Raw genomic sequence first — 14775 nt, 5'->3', positions numbered from 1 at the left:
GCAGCATTAAAAATTAATATTAAGACCAGCGGTATAGGTCTTCATTACGGGATAAGAATCCAGGGAGAGCTGTTCCGGATCATACGCCTTGAAGGCAGTCAGCGTTAGCAGATTTGTTCCTGTAAAGAAGATTTCCATATTTTTCAGCCCGAGTTTAGTCAGCCAGTTCCCGGAAATGGCATAAGAAAGATTGACACTTCTAACCCTGAGGTATGACCCATTCCGAATCCAGAAGGAAGAAGCACCAAAGCCCAGTTCTTCATATCCCCAGTCGATAACTTTGGGATATTTTCCGTTGGGATTTTCTGTTGACCAGGCATCTGTCCAAAGGCCAAAATAAGGGCGGTCGGCCACCTGAAACACTCCTCCTTTTTGGGTATTCAGTGTGGAGATAATCTTATCATAGGCACCTACCCCCTGCAACAATATATCCAGTTTGAAATTTTTCCATTCTCCGGAAAGGTTAACCCCATAATTGATCCGGGGTATCGCGTTGGAAGAAAGGTAGGTCGCATCATTCTCATCGATTCTCCCGTCGGGGCCTTCTGCGAAATTAGCCCCCCTGATGTCTTTAAATAACAGCCCCCCCAACATCGGCGCTCTTCCAAATTGTTTGAAGCCTCTTGATTTAAGCTCATCGATGATGCCCTGATCCCGGATAATACCTTCAGAAACATAACCGTAGATGCGATCACCAGCCTGCCCTATGGCACTTCTCCAGGTGCCTGTCATCGCCGGGTTTTCATCGCGCAGAACCCATTTATCTTTGGCATAGCCCAGATTGGCCCCAACCGCATACTTAAACGCACCAGACACCTGACGATATTGCAAGGCGACTTCAAAACCACTCACCTCTTTTTTTGCGTAATTTACTGCTGGCAGCGTGGCGCCCAATATCCCGGGCAGGGAGGCAATCCTGTTGCCAAATATATTGCTGATCCTGCGCTCAAAATAGTCGACAGCTCCATTTAGCTTTCCGTCGAACATTCCAAAATCAAGTCCGCCGTTATAAGAAGTTGTTTTTTCCCAGGTGATGTCAGGATTTGGAAGCAGCCCGGGCGCTATCCCAATCTGATAATCCGTACCAAAGACGTAAGAACTACCCACATTGTAATTGTTTTGCCATTGATAAGGCGCAATACTATTGTCGACAGTCCCGTCATTACCTGTAGTCCCTATGGACCCTCTTATTTTCAACTCATTAATAAAAGATACACTAAAGAATTTTTCTTTAGAGATTCTCCATGCAGCGGATGCGGAAGGAAAGAAGCCAAAGCGTTTCTCTGGTCCAAATACATAAGATCCGTCTTCCCGGAAGGCAAATTCGGCAATATAACGATCCTCATATTCGTAGTGTAACCTCCCTACCCATCCCATCCTTGCAGAAGCCCCCTCCACACCATCAAAGTACCTGTTGGCAACGTCTTTTGATGCCGCTAATATCTGATCAGATTCCCCTGACACTAATTTACCGGCAATTCCTGAAAGGCTTTTGGTGGTTATGTTGGACTGCTCGTAGATCACATCTGCAGATAAATCATGCCGGCCGAATTTCCGGGCATAGTTCAGGAACCAGTTCAATTGATAAGAATTTGAGAAATCGACATTTTCAATAATCCGTTCTGAATCGTTCCTTAAATTATGTTCGCCTTTAAGTTCAAAATTTATTGGTGCAGGGATATAACCCGGAGAATTCCCTGCTGCCGGCTCAAATTGCAGCTTGTAATATTTGTTAAATTTTACAAGTGCTTTCCCGTTGCGGGTATTGTAATTATAATTGGCGAGCATCCCAGTGCTTAATCCTTTGATAAAAGGGATTTTCAGATCGAGGTTAAAGATTCCATTAAAATTGTTGTACACTATTTTACGGTAGCCCCCGTTATAGATCAGTTCTACCGGGTTCCAACTCGCCACCGAAACCGGATAAGCCAGCGGATCAGTCCGGTCAGCGGGTGTACCATCGGCCCTGGTATAAAAAGGATTGAGCCTGCTCCAGTTGAAAGTGCTTCTATAGAAATCAGGAATGGTATTGCTTTCTTCCGTATCATAAGGCCAGTAAAAACGGTCCGCATTACGCCTGTACCCACTAATGTTCAGCCCAACTTTCAGGTTCCCGGTAATTTGCGATTCCAGCTTACTTCTGAAATTATAGCGGTTATAGTCTGTATCTTTAAAAGAAGAATTGGATTGATTAACTCCCCCCATTAAGAAATAAGTCAGGTTTTCTCCTCCTCCCGAAACGCTGAGGTTGTACTGCTGAGCAGCGGGATTTTGCCATATATAATCCAGCAGGTCATAAGACCTGTCTTTATAATACGCAAATGCATCCGCTCCGTAAGGCAGCGGGCCTACCGGATTGCCCGCCAGCAGCATGGAGTTTTTATATTGATTATTTTTAAAGATCAGCTGATCTGTAGCGCTATATCCCTGAATAGGCTCCGTTGTACGGTCAGTAGAAAAATAACTTTTAAAGGTAAAAACCGGTTTCTGATTGTAGGAACCGGATCTCGTGCTGACCAATAACACGCCATTGGAAGCCCTGGAACCATAAACCCCCGCCGTTCCTGCATCTTTTAACAAGGTCAGCACCTCTACTTCATTTGGATCCAGCACATCAAAATCGGCCCTTGAAGACACCACATTATCGATCACTACCAAAGGGAAAGTACCCCCTGTACCTGATCCCGGCCCCCTAACCAATATATCAGCACCTGCGCCTACCAGTCCCGAATTGCTGACAATCTGCGCTCCCGGGAGGCGGCCGGCCAACAACCTGGAAAGGTTGGTGGTTGGAGTAGCTGCGATATCTTTCCCGCTGACGGAAGAAACAGCTCCCGTAATGCTGGTTTTCTTCTGCGTTCCATACCCAACTGAGATGACAACGTTCTCCAGTTCATTTCCTTTTGCTACGAGCTTAATCGTCATATTTTCCGGAGAAACAGCAATGGTTTGGGAAACGTATCCGAGGAAGGAGATCATCAGCTGGCTTTTTTCATCTATATCTTTTAGCAGGAATACGCCATCCACATCTGTAACCGTACCTTTGTTATTGTCTTTTACTTTTATCGTTGCTCCTGACAGTGGTTTCCGCTCCTCATCAACCACCATTCCCTTAACATCGATCACTTTGCTCACACCAGGGCTGCCATTTGTGCCGGGTACCTGCTCCTGAATAATGATCCGCTTGTCTTTTATGGTGTATTTTAAGGATTGGCCTTTTAAGCTGATGTCCAGTACTTTCTCCAAAGGAGTATTGTGAAAATCCACATCTATAGGACGTAGATTGTTTAATTTCTTTTCCGACCAGATGATGTCGTACCCTGTTTGCTTGTTAATTTCATCAAAAAGGTCCCTTAACTGTACCTTTTTTTTAACATAAGTGACCTGCTGAGCAACAGCAACAGCATTAACAAGCAGGATACCTGCAATTAAAAAAATAACCGGCAGTTTCATGATCACAGGAAATTTAAGGTTGCAGCCGCTCAGCATACAAAAACCTTTATTGTTATACATTCATTGGTTTGGTTTAGCTAAAAACTTCGCTTTTCAGCGCTTAAGCATCATTCATTCCGATGAACCTGTATGGGTTAGCAGGATTGTGGTTCCAGGTTGTTCTTGCTGCATGTTTTTATTTGGTTAGGTGAACGGATTGGGTTGGTTTATGATGAGGACTGCATTACTTTTTGTTTTTGACGATGATCGTTTTGCCCTTAAGCTCAAAGGAGGCTTCTTCTGTAAGTTCCAGCATTTCCAGCACCTTGGAGATGGTCGTATACCGGGTCACCACCCCTCCGAATTCTACGTTCTTAAGTGAGGGATTCTGAAATTCAACTTCAACATCGTACCACCTGGAAACCTTTCTCATGATACTTTCAAGAGATTCCGAACTAAAGCGGAAGTATCCGTTTTTCCAGGCCACTACATTCTCAACGCGAACAGGAATGACATTTATTTTACCGCCTGCAAGTACCGCCTGCTGGTTTGGCTTTAACAAAGTGCCATTTACATCAACGCTACCCTCCAGCAGTGTCGTTTTTACTGCTGCTTCATCCCCATAACTGTTAATGTTAAAATGTGTGCCATACACGGTTACGACCTGCTGCTCAGAAACTACGCGAAAGGGTCTTAATTTGTCTTTGGAGACTTCAAAATAGGCTTCTCCTGTGAGGTACACCCTTCTTTCCTTTAAAGCGCCGAAACTCAGCGGAAATTTAACCGAGGAAGCTGCGTTTAACCAGACTTTTGAACCATCGGGCAGGAAAACCTGATATTGTTCCCCTCTCGAAGTGGTCAATGTATTGTATTCCGGTTTAACGGTAGTCCCGGGATGCTTTTGTTTATAGATCAGCTGTCCATCTGCCCTTTTCTCAATTTCCACACCAGCCTGCGTTAGCAATTTACCATCTTTCAGTGCAGAAAGGACGATTTTTTTTCCATCGGCAAGGGTGAGTGTAGCTGCATTCTTGCCAGGGGCAATATCCGAAGCAAGCAAGTCAGTACTGCCAGGTTCCGGACGCTGCTGGTACTTTAAATAGAACAGCGCAGTCAGGCCTACAACGAAAACAACAGCAGCAGCTGCTGCGATATTCCTCCATAAGGTTATTTTTCGGGGAGCCTCCGCATCCAGCTCTTTTCTAATCTTTTTCAGAATCGCCAGCCGGTGTGCTTCCTTATCTTCAGCCAATGCCTCAGGCACTGCTATGGGTTCCTCATTAGTGGTATTGAACCAATGGTCAAATTCCTGCTGCTCCTCCTTGCTCAGTGTTCCCATGAGATATCTATGAGCAAGGTCCTCAAGTCTGATCTTATCTGCTGATTTGGCCATCTTCCATATTCGTATTTATTAATAAGTGCATTGGGCTTATCAAATGATTCAAAAAAAAATAAATAATTTTAAGCTACTCTGTTTCAAAGATTTCAAAGGTTTCAAAGCAGAATGGTGGAGAGAAAAGTATCCAAACCTGCGCGCAGGACCTTTTTGGTTCTTACCAGATGTGAGTTTATCGCCTTTTCAGACATCCCCAGTGTCTGAGCAATCGCTCTATGGCTCATCCCCTCTTCTTTATTCATCCTGTAAATTAATGCGGTTTTTTCCGGCAGCCTGGCGATCATCTCCTCCAGCTTGTCACGTAATTCTTCAAAATCAAGGTATTGTTGTGTAGAATCATCGAGCACATCATAGTTTGAGGTGCTATTCTCTTCGGCTTGTCTTTTTGTTCTCTGTCGGTTTAGAAATTTGATGACGCCATATTTGACCGAAACAATCAGGTAGTGTTTAAATTCCGAGTTGATCTCCAGTTCGGCCCTTCTTCTCCAGAGCGAGACAAAAACATCCTGAACAATATTCTCCGCCTCCATCATGTCTTCCGTTTTTTGGGCAGCATAAAAAAGCACCTGTTCCCAATACCGGTTGTAGAGTTCGGTGAAAGCAAAGTTATCCCCCTTACTCATCAACGAAATTAATGTAACGTCTGCCAGATTAGAATATGTTTTCATATCATTGCTCCCCCCGAAGAAACTGATTAAATTTTTCCTTTCATTGTTTTGCCAGCGTTTTTACTTTAAAAAGTCAGTATACAATATACCAAAATTATAAATTGCAAAAGGCCATTTATGAAGAATTTCAGCAAAACATTCAGCGAATTTTACATGTATTCATAAGACAACTTAGTCTTCTCCGGCATAAAGCTGCTTCGCCAGTGCCGGGTCTGCAGTCTCTTCCAATGGGATTTCCAGAAAGTATTCCAGTTGCCATTGCTGGGTTTTCATGGCTTGTTTGCTTGTTACCTCTTCCCATGGGGGATAAATACGGATGGCCCGTTTACCTTCTTTTCCGTTATTGCTGAGGATCCCATGTTTAATCAGCGCCGGTTTAGGAAATACAAATTGCCCAAAGCGATGCCCTTTTCTGGTGCTGACCAGGAACAGGTCAATTTCATCAGATGCCTGATAAGGCTCAATCGGGCCTGTCCCATTTCTCTTCCAGAGGGTTACAAACTGACCGGTTTTGGTTGGGGTAGTTTTGCCTACACGAAAGCGCACTGCTAAACCATTGAGCTTAAATGAACAAGCTCCATATTCCGCACTTTCTGCTTCCATAGTTACCGGGCCGGATTCAAAACCCAAACGGTCAAACACCAGTTCTTTAACAATAAGCAAATCGGGAGGTAGCGTCATGGCATAAAATAATTAACCCTGCATCAACCTATCAGATTGATGCAGGGTTATGAGGTGAAATGGTTAAATCTTATTTGTTAGGCTGAGGTGTAGTTCTCAGGTAAGGCTTGATCACCTTATGTCCTTTAGGGAATTTAGCAGGAATATCTTCTGTTTTGATGCTGTTCATCACCACAACATCATCTCCGTCTACCCAGTCGGCCGGTGTAGCCACGCTATAATTTGCGGTTAACTGAAGAGAATCAATTACCCTCAATACTTCGTTGAAATTTCTTCCGGTAGAAGCAGGATACGTCAACATCAGTTTCACCTTTTTATCCGGAGAAATGATGAATAAAGAACGCACTGTTAATGTTTCTGAGGCATTTGGGTGAATCATATCATACAGGTCTGCTACTTTTTTATCTTCATCAGCAATGATCGGGAATTCCACATTTGTATTTTGTGTCTCATTGATATCACTGATCCATCCTTTATGCGATTCTGCTGAATCTACGCTCAAGGCCAGGACTTTCACATTTCTTTTTTCAAATTCACCTTTCAACGCTGCTGTACGGCCCAGTTCAGTAGTACATACCGGTGTGTAATCCGCAGGGTGAGAGAATAAAACACCCCAGCTATCTCCTAAGAATTCATAAAAATCAATATCACCAATAGAGGTTTGTGCTTTAAAGTTGGGAGCTGCGTCCCCTATTCTTAAACTCATAATTTTGTGGTTTTAGGGTATAAATATAATATCTACAAATCTAGTATACTTTTTAGAATAATTGTGTCTGTTTTGTAATATCTTCGTCCTTATCGCCAAGAAAAGAAATTTCGGCGATCTTACTTCCCAAATGCTGATTAAAGGCTTTTATCGTATAATTGGCCAGAATCGGGGTATCTTTCTCATCATGCTGATGGAGGAAGAAATAAACCTTTTCCAGACCCTGCCCCATCCATGTTTTGATCCTCGCCACCCATTCATCAATTCTCGCTTCATCTGATGCCTTGTGCTCCTGTCCATTACCCACAAAGCGGATAAAGATCTCTGGCGTACTCAGTTCCATATGTACACAATCCCTTCTGCCGCTGGCATCGGTAATCACCGCTCCTTTATTCAGTTTTGCCAGCATTTCAAAAAGCCTGGTTCGGTTTTCCTCCACGGAAAACCATTCCGCATGCCTCAGTTCTACAAACACAGAAAGATCCACAGGCAGGTATTTCAAAAATGCTTCCAGGACCTCTATATTTTTTGGGCCAAAATTATCACCCATTTGCAGAAAACATGGCCCGAGGTATTTTCCAAATTCAGAGATATTGGCAAGGAAGAGATCTGTCGGCTCTTCTGCCCCTTTTAGCCTTTTGATATGGCTGATCGTTCTGGAAAACTTAGGACAAAACAGAAAGTCATTATTGGAATTTGCATCTGCTTTTTCCTTCCATTTACGGATCAGCTCCTGGTTAGGAATGCTATAAAAAACGGCATTCAGTTCAATGGAATTGAAGTGCTTCACGTACTCATCCAGAAAATTGGCTTCCTTGGTTTTCGGCGGATAGATCATATTTACCCATTCCTTCCTCCCCCATTTCGCACAGCCAACATAGAATTCAGGCTGCTTTGCCCGCGCTTTACCTTTCAGGGTTTTGCCCGTCTGTTCCCCATCTTCGGGCAAGCTGAAATCTACTGTTTTAAGCTCCTCGTCGGAAACCTTTCCAAAATCCATATTGTTTTTATTTAAATAAAGCCAGTGAACTGCTATCTGTAAAACTATGAAATTTCAGGAATTGTTTAATTATTTTCAGTGCTTTTATCCGCATTGGCCTGATGACAGGCATTGCTATCGCCAGGGGCTTCCTCCTAGCTGGCAGACAGCAGTTGTACGACAGGTTTAAGATCTCCGCATAAGACAGGTCTTTAAAACTGAAGCATATCCTTAAAAACAGCCCGTCTTCTGCAATCTACCTCCAATTTCCGAAAAGATTTTACCTTAAAATCCGTAACTTACATAGAGCGGGATCACAATATTCGTCCCCCATCCACGAAAAGAGAACTCATTCATTAACCAGGATTTAGTAACACTTCCCTGAATATCCAGAATCATAGGATTCCAGTTCCGATCAGGCCCGCTGGTCGCAGCGATTACAGAAATATCCGAATTGTCATTCAGTATACCAACCGGATCCGGCTCAACATCTTTACTATAGCGGTTTAACACCCCTCCCAAGACTTCCATTTTCGCAGCATCCCTGGCTTTCATGACCGAAAAGGTCTTTTCTGTCTTAAACCCAAATATCCAGAGCTTGCTGTTTGTACCGGCATTTAGCTGAAAATGATCCGCTTTTTCATTATTTACAAACCGCACATAGGCATCCACATATTTAATCGTTCCATCCAGCCGGGCAAAACCATGGATGTTATTGGCGAATACTTTTGTTCCGGGACTGGTCAGAAAGCTGGTATAAACATTGCCTGCGGAGGAAGTGCTTTCTAAAAACAATTGCCGGTTGCCGGAATGTTTAACAGAGCCTGATGTCAGCTCAATATCCCTCAGCAGTAAAGTCTCTGCCGATACCGCATTCACCTCAAATTTGACTCCTCCTGTTTCAATCCGGGCCCCCGCTCCAAGCACCTGTTTTACCGCAGCAGGAATACTCAGTGTACCGCTGATTCGATACTTATTTTTAGGAAGAAAAACCACTTTTTTACCCGCATTCAAGGCGAGTTGAATCGCTGCCATGTCGTCCGTCAGGCCATCGCCAATAGCGCCGTAATCATCCACATTGGCCCATTCGCTAAAATTTCCCTCCCAGGGAATCAAAGGATAATCCTCCACAGCCAAATTCATTGATTTCACATTTCCGCTCCTTACCCTCGATGCTGAAAAGGCTTTAAAAGAACCACTGGAATATTCCTCAATAATACCGGCCGCAGCAACAACAGCTTCAGCCATTTTAATCCCGGTGCCATAACCCGATAATTCCACATTCCTTGCGAAAAGAAATCCATCATTAATGCGAATCCCCGTATTTAAGGCGGTACCGTTTTCAAATTTGCTGTCGACAATAACTGCATGTGGAAGACAGAGCCCTTTCTTCTGCAGGATCAGTCCGCTCCCTGCATCGCTGCAATAGATTTTACGCAGAGAGGTAGAAATACCTGAAAGCAGAATTCCGCTTTCACTAAGATGATTAAGGCTCACATACTCAATTGCAGGGTGTGATTCTGTATTTCCATCCAGGTATATCCCATACTTAAAACCATCGATAATCAGGTTACTGTAATAACCATGCGCTGAACCAATCCTGACATGCAGACCGATTTCTCCTCCGCCCGTTATTTTCACATTGTCCAGTCTCGCGGTATTGGCGCCATAAAAATCAAGTCCGATAGCGCCCGGATTGCCATTACCGGTATGAATGCTGATGTTCCTGAATTGAAAACCTGCCGGCGCATTGTTAAAAATCGTCCCCTTGTCAAATTTGGAAAAAGAAACTACCGGTTTCTTCATTCCCGCCTCAAAACCGGCAGCATTGTCCTTCAGCCTGATCACTACCCCCTCCCGGCTTTGCCCTACCAGCTTTAAACCTGCAGTACCTTCACGGTTCGCTGAAACCTGTCCAGGTACACAATCCGGAACCGGATCACCGGAGTAAACCAATGGCTTAGAGACTTGATAAGTGCCATTTGGAAAATAGATGTACCAGCTTTCCGTCCAGCCACAAGGCTGGCCCGCAGCTCTCAAACGGTTCATGACCCAGTCCATTGCCGCAATGATCGCATCACTGTCGTCATTAAACCCGTTTCCCACTGCATTTTCGGTATAAATACCGCTTTCCACCAGCTTTTTGACATTGATAAAACGCCCGCCATTTTCCTTAAACATTGCAGGTGGGTAAACTTCATTGACCCCGATATTCCTATCCTGGGCATGTAAAACAACGCTGATCAGCAATAAGCTGCACACGATTACCATGCGATTAAACTTCATCATAGCTCAAATCTTATTAAATTCACAAATACATTACTCACTAATTATAACCCGGATTCTGAATCAGCTTCGGATTTCTGTCACGTTCACGCTGAGGTATCGGCCACAGACATTTCTCCGCCGCAATGCCAAGTACAACACTTGCCCGGCCTGTCCTCAAAAGGTCATGCCAGCGATGCCCTTCAAATGCCAGTTCCAGAAAGCGTTCATTTTCTATCGCCAGTTCCAGCGTATAGCCCCTGGCCAGATCCGATGCCGTTGGATAGTCCCGCATAGAAATTGCATTCAGATCCAGGCCATAGGCCCTTCTTCTGATCGTATTCAATAGCGTTATTGCCTCCGCAGGATGCCCCGATAACATCAGGGCTTCGGCTTTCATCAGCATCACATCGGCCAGGCGGATAACGATAACATTGCCATCAAGATTTGCAGAGGTTCTGACATATTTGCTGATATACGGTTGTCCGGTATTCCTGAAAGGTGGGTTTGTACTCAAAGCGATTGAAGCATCCTTTCTGAAATCACCGGCTTCATAAGCGTTGATCATTTTTGCCGTTGGCGCCAGGATATACTCTCCCCCGATCTGGCCGGCATTGGCAACCGGCATGTAATACCTGTGGAGTCCATGCCCTTCTATTGCCGAACTGACAAACTGAATTTCAAAAATTGACTCCCGGCTATTACGGCCATTCGGCGTAAACATATTGATATAATTCGTCCGGCCGGTTGTAAGTCCATAATTTGGGTTTTCGATGACTTTAGTCGCCTGAATTACGGCATTTGGATAATCCTTTTTATGGAGAAACACTTTGGCAAGCAAGGCATTGGCAGCACCTTTCGTTGCTCTTCCTCTGGTTTGCATCTCATCCCCGAACTTCAGCAGCAATTTGGATTCAGCGGTCTGCAGGTCACTGATGATCAAGGCATAAACCTCCGCTACCCCGGCACGGGGGACGGTAAAATCAGCATTAAACGACTCATAAGGTACAGTGATCAATGGCACACCACCATAAGCCCTCAAAAGGTTGAAATAGAAATATGCCCTTAAAAAATAGGCTTCTCCTAAAAGACAATCGCGTTGCAAAGTGGAAAAAGACCCATCATTAATTCCCGGAATATGTTTAATGACATCATTTGCACGGTGGATCCCTGCATAGTTGTTTTCCCAGTAGTCCTTTACCCTTGGATTATCTACCGTAATGTTGTGCTGATCGATAGGCAGGTAATCGTCTGTTACCTGTAAAACGTCTATCGCATCTGAACCGACATCGAAAGCAACCGGGTCCTGCTTTGCCAGCGACTGTACCTTATCATAAATGCCAATTACTGCTGCTTCCGCATCTGCAGCACTCTTCCAGAAATTCCCATCCACAATGCGGTCCTCCGGACGCAGTCCGTCCACACTGCATCCATAGCTGAAGCTGACTGCAGCAAAAAGGACGATATACCTTACTATTTTTAACGATGATGAAGTTATCATATGCTTATTATTAAAATCCAAGACTAAAACCAAACATCAATGTCCGGGGTTGAGGTTGTGAAGCCCAGTCGATCCCCAGTTGCGAATTCTTAAACTGCTGATTTTGCACTTCCGGATCATAGCCGGAGTAATTTGTCACAGTAAAAAGGTTTTGAGCACTGACGTAGAACCGGGCATTACTCAGTTTCATCCGCTTTTGAAAAGCCGAAGGCAGTGCATACCCTAAGGTGATATTTTTTAACCTCAGGAATGATCCGTCTTCAATAAAGCGCTGGGATACCTCCGCATTGGTCAGACCATCAGTACCCGCAGGGTCACCCCAGATCGCTTTAGGCACATTAGTGAGGGTATTTCCCGGCGTCCATCTGCGCAGTACATGCTTATTTCCATTGTTTAAACTGCTCATTCTTTCGAGTACATTTCTCGTCTGGTTATAAACATCATTGCCATAAGACCAGTAAAAGAAGACACTCAGGTCAAAGCCTTTATAGCCAAAAGTATTCGTGATCCCACCGGTATGAAGTGGTAAAGCATTTCCAACAATTTGCCTGTCGGCGGTGGTGACTGCGCCATCACCTGTAATGTCCTCATAAATAAAATCACCGGTTAGCGGGTCAACACCAAGATTACGGTAACCAAAGAAAGACCCCACCGGTTCGCCTATTCTGAAAATACTGGTAGGATTAGTGGTATTAAAGCTATTGGGAAGTCCTTCTGTAAAGTCAGCACTCCTGGGGTCACCTGCTACCGTTAAAGGGAGATGGGTGATTTTATTGCGGTTAAAGGAGATATTAAAATCAGTAGTCCAGCTGAATTTACCCAGCAAATTACGACTGTTGACCTGGAATTCCAGTCCATCATTCCTCATCTGACCTATATTGGCTCCAAAGGTCCGGCTAAAGCCGGAACTATAAGGCAATTCCAGTTTAAAAATAAGGTCGTTGGTTACTTTTCTATAAGCATCGACGACAACGTTAATGCGATCTTTAAAAAGTCCGAAATCCAGTCCGAGGTTGGTTTGCGTGGTAGATTCCCAACTCAGGTCAGCATTGGACAAACTACCTGCGGCGACCCCGGGCAGTGTGCCATAGTTAGTCCCTGCGTTATAGGTGGCTAATGAAGGGAAATCCGTACCTAAACCTTCATTGTTACCCGTTACACCTATACTTGCACGTAACTTCAGGTTACTGATCACCTCTTGTTTTTTCATGAAAGCTTCATTACTGATCTTCCAGCCTCCGGATACGGAAGGGAAATAACCAAATCGTTTATGCTTACCAAATCTGGAAGAACCATCAATCCTCAAAGCACTTTCAAACAAGAAACGATCTTTATACGTATATCCCGCCCGGCCAAAATAAGAGACGATGGCCCATTTGGAACGATAATCCGAAGCTTCGGTTCTGTTGGTAAAACCAGTGATAGATTCAATGATATCCGTTGAATTTGTATTCCCTGCCGCAGCAATTCTGCGCGTCGCAGATTCCTGATAACTCTGGCCAAGCAAAGCAGTCAGTTTATGGTGCTTATTCAACGTTTTATTATAGGATAGGGTATTCTCATTTACCCAAAGCATTACCGAATAAACACTTAAAGAACCGCTTGCATTACTGCCATTATTGACGAGCCTGGAAAGATACCGGTCGTCCGTAATGCTCAAATGGTCAAAGCCAATACTGGATTTGAATTGTAATCCTTTGGCAAGCGTATAGTTTCCATAGACATTTCCAACATAACGGTCAGTTTCGGCAATAAACCGAAGCTCATTCCCCATCATGACCGGATTCAGTCGCCCTTTAGCATCCATATAGTAACTGCCATCCGGATTATACACCGGATTATTTGGATTTTGAACCAAAGCAAGTGTCAGAACAGACTGGTTGGAAAAGCTGCCATCCCTGCGGTGATTCATGGAATGACTACCGGTCACATTCGCTCCGATTTTCAACTCGTCAGTTGCTTTTGCATCAAAGTTTATCCGCCCGTTTAACCTTTTAAATTTCTGGCCGATGATCGTACCCTTCTGATCAAAATAGCTCCCGGACGCATAATAACTCGCCTTATCTGTTCCACCGGATACAGATAAAGCATAATTTGAGATGGGCGCAGGGCGAAAAACCTGGTCCTGCCAGTTGGTATTGACACCGGTATTGATGATGTCATTCTCCACCGGCTGTCCGCCATTTGCCCTTTCTTCTTTAATGAGTTGCGCGTATTCTGCCCCATTGAGCAGTGACAACCTTTTGCGTACCTCTGCAACGCCGGTATACATGTTAAAATTAAATTTTGCTTTGCCTAAGGCTCCTTTTTTAGTGGTAATTAGAATGACACCATTTCCCCCACGCGAACCATAGATCGCTGCCGCAGCTGCATCTTTTAATATTTCTACAGATTCAATGTCATTTGGATTGATGTCATTTTGCGCAGAGACCCTTTGTCCGTCTGTACTTTGAGGTCCGCTGCCGGCGGAGATGTTGTTCATCGGTACGCCATCGATCACATACAAGGGCCGGTTCTCTCCAAACAAAGATCCGCTTCCCCGAATCCGCAAATAAGCTTCATCACCAGGGGCTCCCGAATTTTGTATCACCTGAACACCTGCAGCCTTCCCCTGCATCACCGCATCCAGGTTCGTAACGGGGATCTGCTGTAAGTCACTCCCTTTCACCGAAGTAATTGCAGAGATCACATCGCCTCTCTTACTCGTACCATAGCCGATGATGACCACCTCATTTAATCCTTTCTGATCTTCTGAAAGGACCATATCGATCACCCTGTCTTTTCCCACCGTCCGTTGCCGGCTCACAAATCCGGTATAAGCAAATACCAGAACAGACTTTTCACCTGCCACCTGGATGCTATACTTACCGTTCGCATCAGTAGGGCCCCCTTGTCGGGTTCCCTGGACAAAAACGCTCACACCTGGCATCACTGTGCCGGTTTTATCTTTCACATTCCCCGTGATTTTTAGTTGCCCTGCCGGAAGCTGGGCGTAGCCCTTAACACCGGGCAAAATGAGGAGAAAGACGATTAAGTAATTTTTATATGTCATCAGAATATAATTTGATTTTTAGCGATCATAAGCATGTTTACCATAGTTTGTAAGTAGTATGCTTATGATCGTATCACACGATTTTATTTGGTTTA

9 protein-coding genes are annotated in these 14775 nt (G+C 44.4%); all 9 read right to left on the bottom strand.

The features are described from left to right. Positions 1-6: 6 nt before the first annotated feature. The 9 genes from BLQ87_RS06750 to BLQ87_RS06710 all read right to left on the bottom strand — a co-directional run bounded on the left by BLQ87_RS06750 (position 7) and on the right by BLQ87_RS06710 (position 14680). Complete coding sequence (locus BLQ87_RS06750; protein ID WP_074605366.1) at positions 7-3513, bottom strand: TonB-dependent receptor; 3507 nt, start codon at positions 3511-3513, stop codon at positions 7-9. Between the two features lie 163 nt (positions 3514-3676). Then, positions 3677-4825: a FecR family protein gene (locus BLQ87_RS06745; RefSeq protein WP_074605365.1), complete on the bottom strand. Its 1149-nt coding sequence runs from the start codon at positions 4823-4825 to the stop codon at positions 3677-3679. Between the two features lie 101 nt (positions 4826-4926). Continuing rightward, positions 4927-5496 carry an RNA polymerase sigma factor gene (locus tag BLQ87_RS06740; RefSeq protein WP_074605364.1) on the bottom strand — a complete coding sequence of 190 codons (570 nt, stop codon included), beginning with the start codon at positions 5494-5496 and terminating at the stop codon, positions 4927-4929. A gap of 171 nt (positions 5497-5667) precedes the next feature. After that, the gene (locus tag BLQ87_RS06735) at positions 5668-6177 is read right to left on the bottom strand and encodes a MepB family protein (protein ID WP_074605363.1); all 510 of its coding nucleotides are present in this window, start codon (positions 6175-6177) and stop codon (positions 5668-5670) included. A gap of 70 nt (positions 6178-6247) precedes the next feature. Beyond that, on the bottom strand, positions 6248-6883 hold the full coding sequence (locus tag BLQ87_RS06730) for a peroxiredoxin (protein WP_074605362.1): 636 nt from the start codon (positions 6881-6883) through the stop codon (positions 6248-6250). Positions 6884-6935: 52 nt separating this feature from the next. Beyond that, entirely contained in the window at positions 6936-7883 is a 948-nt protein-coding gene (locus BLQ87_RS06725; RefSeq protein WP_074605361.1) for a DUF72 domain-containing protein, read from the bottom strand. A gap of 264 nt (positions 7884-8147) precedes the next feature. Next, positions 8148-10151, bottom strand: coding sequence for a glycosyl hydrolase family 28-related protein (locus BLQ87_RS06720; protein WP_074605360.1), 2004 nt, complete (start codon positions 10149-10151; stop codon positions 8148-8150). Between the two features lie 37 nt (positions 10152-10188). Then, positions 10189-11628 carry a RagB/SusD family nutrient uptake outer membrane protein gene (locus tag BLQ87_RS06715; RefSeq protein WP_143010360.1) on the bottom strand — a complete coding sequence of 480 codons (1440 nt, stop codon included), beginning with the start codon at positions 11626-11628 and terminating at the stop codon, positions 10189-10191. 10 nt (positions 11629-11638) lie between these two features. Next, the gene (locus BLQ87_RS06710; RefSeq protein ID WP_074605358.1) at positions 11639-14680 is read right to left on the bottom strand and encodes a SusC/RagA family TonB-linked outer membrane protein; all 3042 of its coding nucleotides are present in this window, start codon (positions 14678-14680) and stop codon (positions 11639-11641) included. Between the last annotated feature and the right edge of the window lie 95 nt (positions 14681-14775).

Source organism: Pedobacter steynii, from assembly GCF_900103665.1.
Taxonomy (GTDB): domain Bacteria; phylum Bacteroidota; class Bacteroidia; order Sphingobacteriales; family Sphingobacteriaceae; genus Pedobacter; species Pedobacter steynii.
This window is presented reverse-complemented; position numbering and strand designations above follow the sequence as displayed.